Genomic DNA, 16,254 nt, shown 5'->3' with positions numbered 1-16,254 from the left:
GGCGGGGTCATGTTTCACGTGAAACATGACCCCCGTCGAGGCGTTCCCAGGGCGATGTTTCACGTGAAACATCGCCCTTGCGCGTCATCGCCACGGCGACAGCCGCGTAGAGAAGCGCCACCGCCACCACCAGCGGCGCCGACCGGCCGTCCTGTGGCAGCACCAGCGCCGCCACCCCCGCCGCCCCGACAAAGGCAATGTTGAACAGCACGTCGTAGAGCGAGAAGACCCGGCCCCGGAATGTGTCGTCCACCGCCGTCTGCACCACCGTGTCCGTCGCGATCTTCGCCCCCTGCGTCACCAGACCGAGGACAAACGCGGCCACGATCAGCGGCGCGGGCGCGAAGGGCAGCCCCAGAAGAGGCAGCAGCACCGCCGCGGAACCCGCGCACCACGACGTCCAGGCAGCGGTACCGAGCCGCCCCGCCGCCCACGGGGTGACCACCGCGGCGGCGAAGAACCCGGCTCCGGACACACCGAGGGCAAGGCCGAGCAGCGCCAGCCCGTCCGACTCCCGGTCCGTCCAGGCGTACCGGCAGAGCATCAGCAGCATCACGGTCAGCGCCCCGTAGCAGAAGCGCATCACCCCCATCGCCGCCAGCGCCCGCGCCGCCCCCGGCCGCCGCGCGAGATGCCGCAGCCCGTCCCCGAGCCCCCGCACGGTGGACGCCACCGCCGCACCGAACCGCGGCCGGTCCGGCGCCCGTACGGGCCCCAGCAGTTCACGCGCCATCAGGAGCGAGGCCAGCGCCGCACAGAGATAGAGGACAGCGCCCAGCAGCACCACGGCGGTTGCGGAGTCCAGGACCGTGAGCCGTACGAGAAAGGCCAGACCGCCCCCGGCGGTCGCCGCCAGCGTCCCGGCCGTCGGGGAAAGGGAGTTGGCGACCACCAGGCGCTCCGCGTCCACCACCCGGGGCAGGGCGGCCGAGAGCCCCGCGAGAACGAACCGGTTGACCGCCGTCACCGACAGCGCGGAGACGTAGAACAGCCAGTCGGGCACCTGCGCCAGGATCAGCAGAGCCGTACAGCCGGCCAGCAGGGCCCGCAGCAGGTTCCCGTACAGGAACACCTGCCGGCGCTGCCAGCGGTCCAGCAGCACGCCCGCGAACGGACCGATCAGGGAGTACGGCAGCAGCAGTACAGCCATGGTGGAGGCGATCGCGGCCGGCGAGGTCTGTTTCTCGGGGGAGAAGACCACATAGGTGGCGAGCGCGACCTGGAAGACGCCGTCGGCGGCCTGCGAGAGCAGACGGACGGTCAGCAGGCGGCGGAAATCACCGAGGCGCAGGAGTACGCGCAGATCACCCACGACGGACATGGAGCCAGCGTCACACACCCGCCGGTGACACAGAAGGGACAGGCGGCACAGAAGAGGAGGGTCACCGGGCCGGCGGCCCGGTGACCCTCCTCATCCTGCTGAAGTCATGGTGCTGACTTCATCGTGCTGAAACGGCTCCCGCGAAACGCGGGGCTTTACTTGTCGACCTCGCCGCGGATGAACTTCTCGACGTTGTCACGGGCCTCGTCGTCGAAGTACTGCACCGGCGGGGACTTCATGAAGTACGACGACGCCGAGAGGATCGGGCCGCCGATCCCGCGGTCCTTGGCGATCTTCGCGGCGCGCACGGCGTCGATGATGACACCCGCGGAGTTCGGGGAGTCCCAGACCTCCAGCTTGTACTCCAGGTTCAGCGGAACGTCGCCGAAGGCACGGCCTTCGAGGCGCACGTACGCCCACTTGCGGTCGTCGAGCCACGCCACGTAGTCCGACGGGCCGATGTGGACGTTGTCGGCGCCCAGGTCGCGGTCGCGGATCTGAGAGGTGACCGCCTGCGTCTTGGAGATCTTCTTGGACTCCAGGCGCTCACGCTCGAGCATGTTCTTGAAGTCCATGTTGCCGCCGACGTTCAGCTGCATCGTGCGGTCCAGGACAACGCCCCGGTCCTCGAAGAGCTTCGCCATCACGCGGTGCGTGATGGTCGCGCCGACCTGGGACTTGATGTCGTCGCCGACGATCGGGACACCGGCCTCGGTGAACTTGTCCGCCCACTCCTTCGTACCGGCGATGAAGACCGGGAGGGCGTTGACGAAGGCGACCTTGGCGTCGATGGCGCACTGCGCGTAGTACTTCGCGGCGGCCTCGGAACCGACGGGCAGGTAGCAGACGAGAACGTCCACCTGCCGGTCCTTGAGGGTCTGGACGATGTCGGCCGGCTCCTCGCCGGACTCCTCGATCGTCTCGCGGTAGTACTTGCCCAGGCCGTCCAGCGTGTGGCCACGCTGGACGGTGATGCCGCTGGAGGGCACGTCACAGATCTTGATGGTGTTGTTCTCGCTGGCGCCGATGGCGTCCGCGAGGTCGAGGCCGACCTTCTTCGCGTCGACATCGAAGGCGGCGACGAACTCGACGTCCCGCACGTGGTACTCGCCGAACTGGACGTGCATCAGACCCGGGACCTTGCCCGCCGGGTCGGCGTCCTTGTAGAACTCGACGCCCTGCACCAGCGAGGCGGCGCAGTTGCCCACGCCGACGATGGCTACGCGAACCGAACCCATTCCGCTTGCTCCCTGTGATCTCAGTGTTCTGATGAGGCCCGCGAAGATGCGGGATCTCACGTGGCCGTGTCGGCGGACGGATCCGGCGGGCCGCCGCGACCCGGGGGCGTACCCCCGGGAGACGCGGTGTCCCGGTGCCGGGGCAGGCCGTCCACCTCCACGGATGTCTCTTCCTGCTCAGCGGGGTCCCCGGGGCCCGACCGTCGCCGGTCCCGCCCCGCCCGCTCGCTCTCGATGAGCTCGTTCAGCCAGCGCACCTCGCGCTCCACGGACTCCATGCCGTGCCGCTGAAGCTCGAGCGTGTAGTCGTCGAGGCGCTCGCGCGTACGGGAAAGGGAGGCGCTCATCTTCTCCAGACGCTCCTCCAGCCGGCTGCGGCGGCCTTCCAGCACCCGCATCCGCACCTCGCGCTCCGTCTGGCCGAAGAAGGCGAACCGAGCCGCGAAGTGCTCGTCCTCCCAGGCGTCGGGACCGGTGTGCGACAGGAGCTCCTCGAAGTGCTCCTTGCCCGCCGCCGTGAGGCGGTAGACGATTTTCGCCCGGCGGCCCGCGAGGGACGCGGCGAGAGCGTCCTCCGGAGCGCTCCCCGGCTCCTCGATCAACCAGCCGCTCGCGACCAGCGTCTTGAGACACGGATAGAGCGTCCCGTAACTGAACGCCCGGAAGATCCCCAGCGAGGTATTGAGCCGTTTCCGCAGCTCATAGCCGTGCATGGGGGACTCACGGAGAAGACCGAGGACGGCGAACTCAAGGATGCCCGAGCGTCTGCTCACCCTTCGCCTCCTCCGTCATTCAGGACCCTTATGCCGTACTGATGTATCGACTCGATACATCACGACGATAGAGGGGAGATGCTCCTGCGACAAGAGGGGACATGGTGAACGGCGTCACATCCTTAATTCTCATCAAGCAACTTGCCTGGTTTGGCATGAACTTCAGCTCTCGGAGGGGTTTGACCGTGCGTAGTCTGTGCGGCATGCAGACCACCGGGGACCCTGGGGCGCGAGTGAACGACAAGCCACTCGGCCCACCGGATGCATGGCGGATGAGCCCGACACCGGGCCCGTCCGTATTGAGGTCGGGGGTACCGGAACTCAACTGCCGCTTCCAGGCGTATGCGCCTGCCCGAGGAGTAGTCGTTCGATGAGCGAGCACCGTCGCAAATCGCCACAGTCGCAGGGTGGCGGACGTGTCGCGGCCAGGCGTGCGGCCCAGCAGCCGTCCGGCCGTCGCGCGGATCATTCCCGTGGAGCCGATTCGGCCGCCCCCTCCGACGCGTACGAGGAGGAGCGCCCCGCCGGGGGCCGCGCCGAGGCCAGACGCGCCTCGCAGCGCGGCGGCCGGCGCGCCGGACATCCGGAAGGACCACCCGGCCGCGGCCGGGGTGGTCCGCCGCGCAAGAAGCGCATCATCGACTATCCGCGCCACGACAAGTACGGCTGGCGGCGCTGGACCCCCTCCTGGAAGCTGACCACGGGTCTCTTCCTGGCCTTCTGCGCCTCCCTCATGGGGGCCGCGTCGATCGCGTACGCCATGGTGAAGACGCCGAGCATCGTCGACACCGCGGTGGCCCAGAACAACGTCTACTACTGGGCCGACGGCACTCAGATGGCGGCCACCGGTGGTGAGGTCAACCGGCAGATCCTCGACTACTCCGAGATCCCGATCGAGATGCAGGAGGCGGTGGTCGCCGCCGAGAACAAGACGTTCTGGGAGGACTCCGGCGTCGACCCCAAGGGCATCGCCCGCGCCTTCGTGAACATGGCCAAGGGCGGCGAGACGCAGGGTGGTTCCACCATCACCCAGCAGTTCGTCAAGAACGCCGTGCTCAACGACCAGAACCAGACGCTGAGCCGCAAGTTCAAAGAGTTGTTCATCTCCATCAAGGTGGGCAACGAGTGGGGCAAGAAGAAGATCATGGCGGGGTACCTGAACTCCTCCTACTACGGACGCGGTGCCTTCGGCCTCCAGGCCGCCGCCCGCACGTACTACGGAGTGGACGCGGCGAAGCTCAACTCCAGCCAGTGCGCCTTCCTCGCCACGCTCCTCAAGGGCGCGACGTACTACGATCCGGCGGGCGCCACGGAGTACGACTCCGCCGCCACCCCCGAGGACAACCTCGGGCGGGCCACGAAGCGCTGGGCGGGCATCCTCGACGAGCTGGTGGTCGAGGAGAAGCTCACCCAGGCGGAGCGCGCCAAGTTCTCCAAGTTCCCGATGCCCGACCCGCTGAAGAAGAACGACAAGCTGGGCGGGCAGACCGGATACTTGGTCGACCTCGCCAAGTCGTACGTGCTGAACAACACCGGCCTCGGCATCGACGCGAAGACGCTGTCCGCCGGCGGCTACGAGATCCACACGACCTTCAAGAAGGACAAGGTCGCGGCCCTCGACAAGGCCGTCAGCAAGGTCTACGACGCGAAGATCGATCCCAAGAAGCGTCCGGACACCGACACGCACGTCCAGTTCGGCGGCGCCTCCATCGACAACGAGACAGGCGCGATCCTCGCCATCTACGGCGGCCAGGACGCCACCAAGCACTTCACCAACAACGCCAACGAGACCGGTGCCCAGGTCGGATCGACCTTCAAGCCGTTCGTGCTGGCCGCGGCGATGGAGGACGGGGTGCAGGACCCCAAGGGGTCCGGGAAGCGCACGATCGTCGCGCCGGACAAGACGATCTACAACGGCGACAACAAGCTCAAGATCAAGAGATTCGACGGTTCCATCTGGACCGACAAAGAGGGCAACGAGTGGCGTCAGACCAACGACGGCGGCAAGTCGTACGGCCCCATCGACCTGCGTGAGGCCATGCGGGAGTCCGCCAACTCCCCCTACGTGCAGCTCGGCATGGACGTCGGCATCCCGCAGGTGAGGCAGGCCGCCATCAGCGCGGGCCTGCTGAACAACGGCTCCATGAACCCCAACGACGTCCCGTCGTTCTCCATCGGCATCTCCACGCCGAGCGCCATCCGCATGGCGGGCGCCTACTCCACCTTCGCGTCCAGCGGCAAGCAGCGGGAGCCGTACTCCGTGGAGAAGGTCGTCCAGAAGGGCAAGGCCGTCTACACCCACGAGGGCAAGGTCAAGACCGCCTTCTCGGCACCGGTCGCGGACACCGTCACGGACGTCCTCAAGACCGTCGTGGAGGACGGCACAGGAAGCAACGCCCAGCTCCCGGGCCACCAGGTCGCCGGCAAGACCGGCACCACCGACGGCAACAAGTCGGCCTGGTTCGTCGGGTACACCAAGCAGATCTCCACCGCGGTCGACATGTACCGCCTCGACGACGACGCGACGAACGCGGACCGCAAGTTCGAGGAGATGTTCGGTACCGGTGGGGAGGAGAAGATCCACGGAGCCTCCTTCCCCTCCACCATCTGGCGCGACTACATGATGGAAGCCATGAAGGGCGAGAAGCCCCTGCCCTTCCCCAAGCCCGAATCCCTCGGTGAAGCCTGGTACGGCGGCGGCGCCAGCCCCAGCCCCACCCCCAGCGAAACCGCCTCGCCCAGCGAGAGCCCCTCCGAGAGCCCCAGCGAAACCCCCTCGGAGACCCCCAGCGAAACCCCCTCCGAAGAACCCACCCCCTCCGACACCTGCACCAGGCTCTTCGGCTGCGGTGACAACAACGGCGGACAGAACGGCGGCGGCGACAACGGAGGCGGCAACAACGGAGGCCAGAACGGCGGCAACACCGGCACCCCCTCCACGACCACCTCACCCCCCGGCGACCCCGGTGGCGGTGGCAACGGCGGCGGCGACGGCGGCATCTTCGGCGGCCAACAGGGCTGACCGCCCCGCAGGCCGACCACCCGGGGGCCCACCGCCCCCACACCCCGGCAGCGCCCACGAGGGCCGCCGCACCCCGCGTACCCACCCGGTACGCGGCGGTACGGCGGCCCTCGCCGCGTCACAGGGCCGTACGGCAGGATGGGCGCCATGCCCAGCGCAGAAGAGACCACCGTGCACCAGGACCAGACGGTCGTCGCCCCCACCCGGCGGGACGAGATCGCCGCCGCCGGCAGCGAACTGATCGGCGGCCCCGCCGGGCGCTGGGCCTGGCACGGCAGCAGCCGCCTCACCCCCGTCCGCGTCATCGCCCTCGTCGCGATCGGCATGTTCGCCCTCGGCATGGCCCAGAAGATGCCCTGCTACGACTGGGCCTGGTTCCGCGGCGCCACCTCGCAGTACACCCACGCCTGCTACTCGGACATCCCACACCTCTACGTAGGACGCGGCTTCTCCGACAACCTCGTCCCGTACTTCGACCGCCTCAACGGCGACATGCAGTACCTGGAGTACCCCGTCCTGACGGGACTCTTCATGGAGGTCGCCTCCTGGCTCACCCCCGGCGGCTCCATGCAGTACCGCGAGCAGATGTACTGGATGGTCAACGCGGGCATGCTCATGATCTGCGCGGCCGTCATCGCCGTCTGCACCGCGCGCGTCCACCGCCGCCGCCCCTGGGACGCCCTGCTCGTCGCCCTCGCGCCCGCCTTCGCGCTCACCGCGACCATCAACTGGGACCTGCTCGCCGTCGCGCTCACCGCCGCCGCCATGCTCATGTGGTCCCGCTCCAGGCCCCTGGCCTTCGGCATCCTCATCGGCCTCGCGACCGCCGCCAAGCTCTACCCCGTCCTGCTCCTGGGCCCCCTGCTCTTCCTCTGCTGGCGGGCCGGGAAATTCCGGGAGTACACCACCGCCGTCCTCGGCGCCGCCGGCTCCTGGCTCGCGGTCAACCTCCCCGTGATGCTGCTCGCCCCCCAGGGATGGCAGAAGTTCTACACGTTCAGCCAGGAACGGGGCATCGACTTCGGATCCTTCTGGCTGGTCATCACCCAGCGCACCGGCAGCCCCATCAACATCGAGACCGTCAACACCGCCGCGACCCTTCTCGTCGCCCTCGGCTGCGCGGCGATCGGCGCACTCACGATGATGGCCCCCCGACGGCCGCGCTTCGCGCAGCTCGCCTTCCTCGTCGTCGCCGTCTTCATCCTCACCAACAAGGTCTACTCACCGCAGTACGTCCTGTGGCTCGTCCCGCTCGCCGCACTGGCCCGCCCCCGCTGGCGCGACTTCCTGATCTGGCAGGCCTGCGAGGTCATGTATTTCCTGGGCATCTGGATGTACCTCGCGTACACGATGAGCGGCGACAGCCACAAGGGACTCCCCACCGAGGGCTACCAGCTCGCCATCGCCCTGCACGTCGCCGGGACCCTCTACCTGTGCGCGATGGTCGTACGCGACATCCTGCTCCCCGAACGGGACGGCGTACGGGCCGACGGCTCCGACGACCCCTCCGGCGGCGTCCTGGACGGGGCACAGGACGTACACGCGCTCGGACTCCCCGCCCGGACCCCGTACGACGGGATGCCGGCGGCGGACGGGCCGCGGGTCGACTGGGGAGCCCCGCCGCCGGACACGGAGACCGCGGGACGGCCGTCAGGAGGCGTCTGAGGGCTTACGAGGGGCCGTACGGCCTCCGGGCCCGAGGTACGGCCCCCAGGCCCGGGTACGGCCCCCGGGAACACCCGGGAACCACGCAGGATCAGCGATCCACGATCCGGTCGAACTGCGTCGTCGTGTGCCGCAGGTGCGCCACCAGCTCCGCACCCACCCTCGGCTCCTGCGCGTCCGCCGGCACGAACAGGATCGACACCTGCATGTGCGGCGGCTCCGCGAACCACCGCTGCTTCCCGTCCCACACGAACGGCGACAGATTCCGGTTCACCGTCGCCAGACCCGCCCGCGCCACCCCCTTGGCCCGCGGCATCACCCCGTGCAGCGCCTTCGGGGCCTCCAGGCCCACCCCGTGCGACGTCCCGCCGGCCACCACCACCAGCCAGCCGTCCGACGCCGCCTTCTGCTGCCGGTAACCGAACCGGTCACCCTTCGAGACACGCGTCACATCCAGCACCGCGCCCCGGTACTCCGTCGCCTCATGATCACCCAGCCACAGCCGCGTCCCGATCCGAGCCCGGAACCGCGTCTGCGGGAACTGCTGCTGCAACCGCGTCAGCTCCTGCGCCCGCAGATGACTCACAAACATCGTGTGCAACGGCAGCCGCGCCGCACGCAACCGGTCCATCCAGCCGATGACCTCCTCGACCGCGTCGGAACCGTCCGTACGGTCCAGCGGGAGATGCAGGGCGAAACCCTCCAGCCGCACGTCCTCGATGGCCGCGTGCAACTGGCCCAGCTCCTCCTCCTTCACCCCATGACGCTTCATCGAACTCATGCACTCGATGACCACACGGGCACCCACCAGGGCGAACACCCCGTCCACGGAGGAGACGGAACGCACCACACGGTCAGGCAGCGGAACCGGCTCCTCCCCCCGCCGGAAGGGCGTCAGAACGAGCAGGTCGCCACTGAACCAGTCCTTGATCCGGGCGGCCTCGTAAATGGTCCCGACAGCGAGCATGTCGGAACCGAAGCGGGTCGTCTCGTCCGCGAGACGCTCATGACTGAAGCCGTAGCCATTGCCCTTGCACACCGGGACAAGCCCGGGGAACTGATCGATGACCGACTTCTGATGCGCCCGCCAGCGCGCGGTGTCGACGTAGAGAGAGAGCGCCATGCCGGGCCGGAACCTTTCTCGTGGCAGCGGTGTAAGAACGAAAGGATAGGAACAAACTTGCCAATCCCGGCGGCTTCACGGAAAACTCCGCCCGCCCGCCGGCACGGTCAGCGACGCGACATGTAGATGTCGAGCGCCTTGTGCAACAACTTGTTCAACGGGAAGTCCCACTCCCCGATGTACTCGACAGCCTCGCCACCGGTACCCACCTTGAACTGGATCAGACCGAAAAGATGATCCGTCTCGTCCAGCGAATCCGAAATACCACGCAGGTCGTAGACCGTCGCACCCATCGCGTACGCGTCGCGCAACATCCGCCACTGCATCGCGTTCGACGGCCTCACCTCACGCTTGTGGTTCGCCGACGCCCCGTACGAGTACCAGACATGCCCACCGACGATCAGCATCGTCGCCGCCGCCACGTTCTCACCCTCGTGACGCGCGAAGTACAGCCGCATACGATTCGGGTCCTCGGTGTTCAGGACACTCCACATACGCTGGAAGTACGAGAGCGGCCGCGGCCGGAAATGATCACGCTCCGCGGTGATCTCGTACAGCCGCTGCCACTCCTCCAGGTCCCCGTAACCACCCTGGACCACATCGACACCGGCCTTCTCGGCCTTCTTGATATTCCGCCGCCACAACTGATTGAAGCCCTTCAGGACATCATCCAGCGAACGATTCGCCAGCGGCACCTGGAAAACATACCGAGGCTGTACGTCACCGAAACCGGCACCGCCGTCCTCCGCCTGCTGCCAGCCCATCTTCCGCAACCGGTCCGACACTTCGAACGCGCGCGGCTCGATATGCGTCGCCTCGACGTCACGCAGCCGCTTCACATCCGGGTCCTGAATACCCGACTTGATCGCGCCCGCGTCCCAACGGCGGATCACCACCGGCGGCCCCATCTTCACCGAGAACGCGCCCTGATGCTTCAGATGCGCCAGCATCGGCTGCATCCACTCGTCCAGATTGGGCGCGTGCCAGTTCAGCACCGGACCCTCCGGCAGATACGCCAGATACCGCTTGATCTTCGGCAACTGCCGATACAACACCAGCCCGACGCCGACGAGTTGACCGTCCTTGTCAAACCAGCCCAGGTTCTCCGAACGCCACTCCGTCTTCACGTCGGCCCAAGCCGGGACCTGGCAATGACTCGCCGCGGGCAGGCTCTGGATGTACGCCAGATGCTGCTCACGACTGATGGTCCTCAGGGTCAGGCTCATGCGGGGCGCTCCTCGGCAGGTGTGTCCCCATGGATACAGGGGCTCCGGCTCTCGCGCCGAAGCCTACTGCGCCCGTGAAGCGCCCCGACTGGCCGTGCGGTGGAGCGACGGCCGGCCGTGCCGTGGAGCGGCCCGTCAGCCGATCACCCCGCCGAACAGACCACCGTGCGCCATCCCGATGTAGAAGCCGACCGCCGACGCCCCCAACCCCAGGACCGCCAGAAAACGCTCACGCGTGGTGACCGAGATGAACTGTGCGCTACCCCCCGCGAAGATCCCCACCAGCCCCGCCCACGACGTGAGCAGATGCAGATTGTGGAAGAACGCGGTAGTCACCGCCAGCACACCCAGCACCCACGCCACCGCGATCAGGCTGTCCTGGAGCGGATGAGGCTTCCCGTCCGTCGCGAAGAGGGAACGGGCCGAGTTCGGTCGCATTGCCTGTGCCATGAGGCACCTCCTGGCTTTGCCGGAAGGCGGCGCACGCCAGCGCCGCACACACCCGATGTGTACAGATTGTGCCCACCCGGGACCGGATTTCAACCGGAAGCCGCTCTGCGGGTAGTCTGTACGGTCTGCACCGGTGTCTGCCCAGGCCAGAACACGATCCCCCGCTCACCGAGCCGGATTGTCAGTGGCGGCCGATACCGTTGCTACGCATCACGACCCTCCTGCCACGGAACGACCGTGGCCGCTGAGTCCAAAGGAGGTGGGTTCCATATGCGTCACTACGAAGTGATGGTCATCCTCGACCCCGATCTCGAGGAGCGCGCTGTCTCCCCGCTGATCGAGAACTTCCTCTCCGTCGTCCGTGAGGGCAACGGAAAGGTCGAAAAGGTCGACACCTGGGGCCGTCGTCGTCTCTCTTACGAGATCAAGAAGAAGCCCGAGGGCATCTACTCGGTCATCGATCTGCAGGCAGAGCCCGCGATCGTCAAGGAGCTCGACCGACAGATGAACCTGAACGAGTCGGTCCTCCGGACCAAGGTCCTCCGCCCCGAGACCCACTGAGCACCTAGCTCACACGTCATCGGGTTCGAGTAGCAGCAGCAAGCAGCCAGAAGCAATCCCCGCCGAGAGGTTCACCCATGGCAGGCGAGACCGTCATCACGGTCGTCGGCAATCTCGTCGACGACCCCGAGCTGCGCTTCACCCCGTCCGGTGCGGCGGTCGCGAAGTTCCGTGTCGCGTCCACACCCCGCATCTTCGACCGGCAGACCAACGAGTGGAAGGACGGCGAAGGCCTGTTCCTCACCTGCTCGGTCTGGCGTCAGGCGGCGGAGAACGTCGCGGAGTCGCTCCAGCGAGGCATGCGCGTCGTCGTGCAGGGCCGGCTGAAGCAGCGGTCCTACGAAGACCGTGAGGGCGTCAAGCGCACGGTCTACGAGCTGGACGTCGAAGAAGTCGGCCCCAGCCTCAAGAGCGCCACGGCCAAGGTCACCAAGACCACCGGCCGCGGTGGTCAGGGCCAGGGCGGGTACGGCGGCGGCGGTGGCGGCGGCCAGCAGGGCGGCGGCAGCTGGGGCGGCGGCTCCGGCGGCGGCAGCCCGCAGGGCGGTGGCGGGGCTCCCGCCGACGACCCGTGGGCCACCAGCGCACCGGCCGGCGGCAGCCAGCCGCCCAGCGGCGGCGGGGGCAACGGCGGAGGCAGCTGGGGTGGAAGCTCCGGCGGAAGCTCCGGCGGCGGCTACTCGGACGAGCCCCCCTTCTAAGGGACCGGCTCGTTACCCCACTTCTTGATCAAACAGGAGATACACATGGCGAAGCCGCCTGTGCGCAAGCCCAAGAAAAAGGTCTGCGCATTCTGCAAGGACAAGACCCAGTACGTGGACTACAAGGACACGAACATGCTGCGGAAGTTCATTTCCGACCGCGGCAAGATCCGTGCCCGCCGCGTCACCGGCAACTGCACACAGCACCAGCGCGACGTCGCCACGGCCGTCAAGAACAGCCGTGAGATGGCGCTGCTGCCCTACACGTCCACCGCGCGATAAGGGGAGGGTGACCGAATCATGAAGATCATCCTCACTCACGAGGTCACTGGCCTCGGTGCCGCGGGCGACGTCGTCGAGGTCAAGGACGGCTACGCCCGCAACTACCTGGTCCCGCGCGGTTTCGCGATCCGCTGGACCAAGGGTGGCGAGAAGGACGTCGCGCAGATCCGGCGCGCGCGCAAGATCCACGAAATCGCGACCATCGAGCAGGCCAACGAGATCAAGGCCCGCCTCGAAGGCGTCAAGGTGCGTCTGGCCGTTCGCTCCGGCGACGCCGGCCGCCTCTTCGGCTCCGTCACCCCCGCCGACCTCGCCTCGGCGATCAAGTCGGCCGGCGGCCCGGACGTCGACAAGCGCCGCATCGAACTCGGATCGCCGATCAAGACCCTGGGCTCGCACCAGGTGTCCGTGCGTCTGCACCCCGAGGTCGCCGCGAAGCTCGGCATCGAGGTCATCGCCGCGTAACCGCAGCGCTCGACAGAGCATCAGAGAGGGCCGCATCCCACCCGAGGATGCGGCCCTCTCGCCGTTCCGTGCGATGTTTCACGTGAAACCGGACATCTCACCGCGTCGCGCCCGTCACCAACCACCGCCCGGAACGCGCCCGCCGCCACAACGTCACCAGCCGGACCACCATCATCAGACCCATCGCCCACCACAACGCCGTCAACCCCCCACCCCACGACGGCACCGCCAACGCCACCGGCGCGAACACCGCCAACGTCACCACCATCGCCCCCGCCAGATACCGGCCGTCCCCCGCCCCCATCAGCACCCCGTCCAGCACAAACACCACCCCCGAAACCGGCTGCGACACCGCCACCACGAACAACGCCGGCACCAACGTGTCCCGCACCACCTGATCCCCCGTGAACAACGGAACGAACAACGGACGCGCCAGCACGATCAACACCCCGAACAACATCCCCGACACCACCCCCCACTGCACCATCCGACGGCACGCCTCCCGCGCCCCCCGGGTATCACCCGCCCCCAGATACCGGCCGATGATCGCCTGCCCGGCGATCGCTATCGCGTCCAGCGCAAAAGCCGTCAGACTCCAGAGCGACAGAATGATCTGGTGAGCCGCGATATCGGCATCACCCAGCCGCGCCGCCACCGCCGTGGCGATCAGCAACACCGCCCGGAGCGACAACGTACGGACCAGCAACGGCACTCCGGCCTGCGCGCCCGCCCGTATCCCCGCGGGATCGGGACGCAGGGAGGCACCGTGCCGGCGCGCTCCCCGTACGACCACCACCAGATAGACGGCCGCCATGCCGCACTGCGCGACCACCGTGCCCCACGCGGACCCGGCGATCCCGAACCCGAGGCCGTAGACGAACAGCGCGTTGAGCGCCGCGTTGACGCCGAAGCCACCGACGGCGACGTACAGAGGCGTCCTGGTGTCCTGGAGTCCCCGCAGCACCCCGGTGGCGGCCAGCACTACCAGCATGGCCGGTATGCCCAGGCTGGAGATGCGCAGATACGTGATGGCGTACGGCGCCGCGGTGTCCGAGGCCCCGAACAGGTCGACGAGCCACGGCGCGGTGGGCAGGGTGACGGCGATGACCCCGACGCCGAGCAGGATCGCGAGCCAGATGCCGTCCATGCCCTGCTGGATGGCGGCCCGGAAGTCCCCCGCGCCCACGCGTCGGGCGACGGCCGCCGTGGTGGCGTAGGCGAGGAAGACGAAGACGCTCACCGCGGTGGTCAACAGGGCCGCCGCGATCGCCAGTCCGGCGAGCTGACGCGTACCCAGATGGCCGATGATCGCGCTGTCGACCATCACGAAGAGCGGTTCGGCGACGAGCGCGCCGAACGCGGGGACGGCGAGCGCGAGGATCTCGCGGTCGTGTCGGCGGCGGGTCGCCTTGGCTGCCAGGGGTGCCTGTGTCATGCGCTCAATCTAATCTTCCACAGGTAAGAGACGCAAAGGACCTGTGATCCTTACGTCGAGCGGGTTCGGGGGCTCGTTCGTGCGTCGTTTGTTCTGATCTTGGTCCAGTCGGGAAAGTTTTTCTCCCCCACAGCCGGTGGACGGAAAAAGCCCAGGTCAGCATGGTCGCCGCAGGGTCTCTATGATTTTGTCCACAGTGCTGTCCCCCGGTCCGTACACAGGATCAGGCAAGTTCTCCACAGCATCTGGTCTCTCGTCCACATGGCCTGTGGATAACAAGATTGGCTGACGTCGCGGACGGGCCTACCGTGGACCGGCGTCCGACGCGCCGGAACCGGAGTTTGGCCTCTCGTTTTGTCAGTGTCGTGCCGTAGAAAGAGTGGCACGGCGAGGTCCGCTGAGCGGACGTGAGGAGGTGGCCGGTGACCATTCCCGAGCCGTTGGACGACCCCTGGACCGACACCGGTCCAGGTGACCGTCTGCCTGTCTCCCGGCAGCGCCGTAGCGAGGGCCGGGGCCGTGAGGAGCAGCACGAGCGCGGTCGTGACGACAGCGCGTGGGACGGCGGAGCGACCGGGTTCGAGCGGGTGCCTCCGCAGGATCTGGATGCCGAGCAGTCGGTCTTGGGTGGCATGTTGCTGTCCAAGGACGCGATCGCGGATGTCGTGGAGATCATCAAGGGGCACGATTTCTACCGTCCGGCGCATGAGACGGTCTTTCAGGCGATTCTCGACCTGTACGCCAAGGGAGAGCCGGCCGACCCGATCACGGTGGCGGCGGAGCTGACCAAGCGTGGGGAGATCACGCGGGTCGGCGGGGCGTCGTATCTGCACACGCTCGTCCAGTCGGTGCCGAGCGCGGCGAACGCCTCGTACTACGCGGAGATCGTCCATGAGCGGGCGGTGCTGCGGCGGCTCGTCGAGGCGGGTACGAAGATCACGCAGATGGGATACGCGGCGGACGGGGATGTCGACGAGATCGTGAACTCCGCCCAGGCGGAGATCTACGCGGTCACCGAGCAGCGGACCAGTGAGGACTATCTGCCGCTCGGCGACATCATGGAGGGCGCGCTGGACGAGATCGAGGCGATCGGTTCGCGCAGCGGTGAGATGACGGGGGTGCCGACGGGGTTCACGGACTTCGATTCGCTGACGAACGGTCTGCACCCTGGTCAGATGATTGTCATCGCGGCTCGTCCCGCGATGGGTAAGTCGACGCTGGCGCTGGACTTCGCGCGCGCGGCGTCCATCAAGAACAATCTGCCGAGCGTGATCTTCTCGCTGGAGATGGGGCGGAACGAGATCGCGATGCGTCTGTTGTCGGCGGAGGCGCGTGTGGCGTTGCACCACATGCGGTCGGGGACGATGACGGACGAGGACTGGACGCGGTTGGCGCGGCGGATGCCGGATGTGTCGCAGGCGCCGCTGTACATCGATGATTCGCCGAACTTGTCGATGATGGAGATCCGGGCGAAGTGCCGTCGTCTGAAGCAGCGCAACGACTTGCGGCTGGTGGTGATCGACTATTTGCAGCTGATGCAGTCGGGTGGTTCGAAGCGTGCGGAGAGCCGTCAGCAGGAGGTGTCCGACATGTCGCGAAACCTCAAGCTGCTGGCGAAGGAGCTGGCGGTGCCGGTGATCGCGCTGTCGCAGCTGAACCGTGGTCCCGAGCAGCGTACGGACAAGAAGCCGATGGTGTCGGACCTGCGTGAGTCGGGGTCGATCGAGCAGGACGCGGACATGGTGATCCTGTTGCACCGGGAGGACGCGTACGAGAAGGAGTCGCCGCGCGCGGGTGAGGCGGACCTGATCGTGGCGAAGCACCGTAACGGTCCGACGGCGACGATCACGGTGGCGTTCCAGGGTCACTACTCGCGCTTTGTGGACATGGCGCAGACCTGAGCGGGGCGGTTGTGGGGTCTCAGATTTCGCTGCACGGTCTCACGCTCCGTTTCGCGTCGGCTGCGCTTGTGAAGCGGCCGTGAGACAAGCG

At 67.5% G+C, this 16,254-nt stretch carries 14 protein-coding genes; 7 read left to right on the top strand and 7 right to left on the bottom strand.

What is annotated here, in order from left to right; translation table 11 throughout:
- Window positions 1-7 precede the first annotated feature (7 nt).
- The 3 genes from ACIO1C_RS04800 to ACIO1C_RS04790 all read right to left on the bottom strand — a co-directional run bounded on the left by ACIO1C_RS04800 (window position 8) and on the right by ACIO1C_RS04790 (window position 3,332).
- Entirely contained in the window at window positions 8-1,321 is a 1,314-nt protein-coding gene (locus tag ACIO1C_RS04800; RefSeq protein ID WP_401858642.1) for an MFS transporter, read from the bottom strand.
- A gap of 155 nt (window positions 1,322-1,476) precedes the next feature.
- Window positions 1,477-2,559: an inositol-3-phosphate synthase gene (locus tag ACIO1C_RS04795; protein ID WP_401858640.1), complete on the bottom strand. Its 1,083-nt coding sequence runs from the start codon at window positions 2,557-2,559 to the stop codon at window positions 1,477-1,479.
- 56 nt (window positions 2,560-2,615) lie between these two features.
- Window positions 2,616-3,332, bottom strand: a complete 717-nt coding sequence (locus tag ACIO1C_RS04790; RefSeq protein WP_401858637.1) for a helix-turn-helix transcriptional regulator — start codon at window positions 3,330-3,332, stop codon at window positions 2,616-2,618.
- 370 nt (window positions 3,333-3,702) lie between these two features.
- Here ACIO1C_RS04790 and ACIO1C_RS04785 point away from each other — a divergent pair, with 370 nt between their 5' ends.
- On the top strand, window positions 3,703-6,354 hold the full coding sequence (locus tag ACIO1C_RS04785; RefSeq protein ID WP_401858634.1) for a transglycosylase domain-containing protein: 2,652 nt from the start codon (window positions 3,703-3,705) through the stop codon (window positions 6,352-6,354).
- Window positions 6,355-6,501: 147 nt separating this feature from the next.
- The gene (locus ACIO1C_RS04780; protein ID WP_401858631.1) at window positions 6,502-8,019 is read left to right on the top strand and encodes a glycosyltransferase family 87 protein; all 1,518 of its coding nucleotides are present in this window, start codon (window positions 6,502-6,504) and stop codon (window positions 8,017-8,019) included.
- 91 nt (window positions 8,020-8,110) lie between these two features.
- On the opposite strand, the gene ACIO1C_RS04775 is transcribed toward ACIO1C_RS04780, so the two are convergent.
- The 3 genes from ACIO1C_RS04775 to ACIO1C_RS04765 all read right to left on the bottom strand — a co-directional run bounded on the left by ACIO1C_RS04775 (window position 8,111) and on the right by ACIO1C_RS04765 (window position 10,818).
- Window positions 8,111-9,142 carry an alanine racemase gene (locus ACIO1C_RS04775; protein ID WP_401858628.1) on the bottom strand — a complete coding sequence of 344 codons (1,032 nt, stop codon included), beginning with the start codon at window positions 9,140-9,142 and terminating at the stop codon, window positions 8,111-8,113.
- 107 nt (window positions 9,143-9,249) lie between these two features.
- Window positions 9,250-10,368, bottom strand: coding sequence for a lipid II:glycine glycyltransferase FemX (locus ACIO1C_RS04770; RefSeq protein ID WP_401858625.1), 1,119 nt, complete (start codon window positions 10,366-10,368; stop codon window positions 9,250-9,252).
- A 135-nt stretch (window positions 10,369-10,503) separates the two neighbouring features.
- Complete coding sequence (locus tag ACIO1C_RS04765; RefSeq protein WP_401858622.1) at window positions 10,504-10,818, bottom strand: hypothetical protein; 315 nt, start codon at window positions 10,816-10,818, stop codon at window positions 10,504-10,506.
- Between the two features lie 270 nt (window positions 10,819-11,088).
- On the opposite strand from ACIO1C_RS04765, the gene rpsF reads away from it, so the two are divergent.
- From rpsF to rplI, 4 genes are all read left to right on the top strand, one after another.
- Window positions 11,089-11,379, top strand: coding sequence for a 30S ribosomal protein S6 (gene rpsF, locus ACIO1C_RS04760; RefSeq protein ID WP_073787253.1), 291 nt, complete (start codon window positions 11,089-11,091; stop codon window positions 11,377-11,379).
- 77 nt (window positions 11,380-11,456) lie between these two features.
- Complete coding sequence (locus ACIO1C_RS04755; RefSeq protein WP_401858620.1) at window positions 11,457-12,080, top strand: single-stranded DNA-binding protein; 624 nt, start codon at window positions 11,457-11,459, stop codon at window positions 12,078-12,080.
- Window positions 12,081-12,125: 45 nt separating this feature from the next.
- Window positions 12,126-12,362, top strand: a complete 237-nt coding sequence (gene rpsR / locus ACIO1C_RS04750; RefSeq protein WP_003967857.1) for a 30S ribosomal protein S18 — start codon at window positions 12,126-12,128, stop codon at window positions 12,360-12,362.
- Between the two features lie 18 nt (window positions 12,363-12,380).
- Window positions 12,381-12,827 carry a 50S ribosomal protein L9 gene (gene rplI / locus ACIO1C_RS04745; protein ID WP_161310987.1) on the top strand — a complete coding sequence of 149 codons (447 nt, stop codon included), beginning with the start codon at window positions 12,381-12,383 and terminating at the stop codon, window positions 12,825-12,827.
- Window positions 12,828-12,924: 97 nt separating this feature from the next.
- Here the strand turns inward: rplI and ACIO1C_RS04740 are convergent, their stop codons facing one another.
- A complete protein-coding gene (locus ACIO1C_RS04740) occupies window positions 12,925-14,262 on the bottom strand; it encodes an MATE family efflux transporter (RefSeq protein ID WP_401858617.1) in 1,338 nt (445 codons plus the stop codon).
- Window positions 14,263-14,684: 422 nt separating this feature from the next.
- Here ACIO1C_RS04740 and dnaB point away from each other — a divergent pair, with 422 nt between their 5' ends.
- Window positions 14,685-16,163, top strand: a complete 1,479-nt coding sequence (gene dnaB, locus ACIO1C_RS04735) for a replicative DNA helicase (protein WP_401858614.1) — start codon at window positions 14,685-14,687, stop codon at window positions 16,161-16,163.
- Window positions 16,164-16,254: the final 91 nt, after the last annotated feature.

It is taken from the genome of Streptomyces sp. NPDC087420, assembly GCF_044744165.1.
GTDB lineage: Bacteria > Actinomycetota > Actinomycetes > Streptomycetales > Streptomycetaceae > Streptomyces.
The sequence above is the reverse complement of the archived record's forward strand: the minus strand, read 5'-3'. Positions and strand labels throughout refer to the sequence as shown.

Bases quoted from the DNA above. Each gene is read 5' to 3' on its own strand.
- ACIO1C_RS04800 (WP_401858642.1), bottom strand. From the start codon at position 1,321: ATGTCCGTCGTGGGTGATCTGCGCGTACTCCTGCGCCTCGGTGATTTC.
- ACIO1C_RS04795 (WP_401858640.1), bottom strand. From the start codon at position 2,559: ATGGGTTCGGTTCGCGTAGCCATCGTCGGCGTGGGCAACTGCGCCGCC.
- ACIO1C_RS04785 (WP_401858634.1), top strand. From the start codon at position 3,703: ATGAGCGAGCACCGTCGCAAATCGCCACAGTCGCAGGGTGGCGGACGT.
- ACIO1C_RS04780 (WP_401858631.1), top strand. From the start codon at position 6,502: ATGCCCAGCGCAGAAGAGACCACCGTGCACCAGGACCAGACGGTCGTC.
- ACIO1C_RS04775 (WP_401858628.1), bottom strand. From the start codon at position 9,142: ATGGCGCTCTCTCTCTACGTCGACACCGCGCGCTGGCGGGCGCATCAG.
- ACIO1C_RS04770 (WP_401858625.1), bottom strand. From the start codon at position 10,368: ATGAGCCTGACCCTGAGGACCATCAGTCGTGAGCAGCATCTGGCGTAC.
- ACIO1C_RS04765 (WP_401858622.1), bottom strand. From the start codon at position 10,818: ATGGCACAGGCAATGCGACCGAACTCGGCCCGTTCCCTCTTCGCGACG.
- rpsF (WP_073787253.1), top strand. From the start codon at position 11,089: ATGCGTCACTACGAAGTGATGGTCATCCTCGACCCCGATCTCGAGGAG.
- ACIO1C_RS04755 (WP_401858620.1), top strand. From the start codon at position 11,457: ATGGCAGGCGAGACCGTCATCACGGTCGTCGGCAATCTCGTCGACGAC.
- rpsR (WP_003967857.1), top strand. From the start codon at position 12,126: ATGGCGAAGCCGCCTGTGCGCAAGCCCAAGAAAAAGGTCTGCGCATTC.
- rplI (WP_161310987.1), top strand. From the start codon at position 12,381: ATGAAGATCATCCTCACTCACGAGGTCACTGGCCTCGGTGCCGCGGGC.
- ACIO1C_RS04740 (WP_401858617.1), bottom strand. From the start codon at position 14,262: ATGACACAGGCACCCCTGGCAGCCAAGGCGACCCGCCGCCGACACGAC.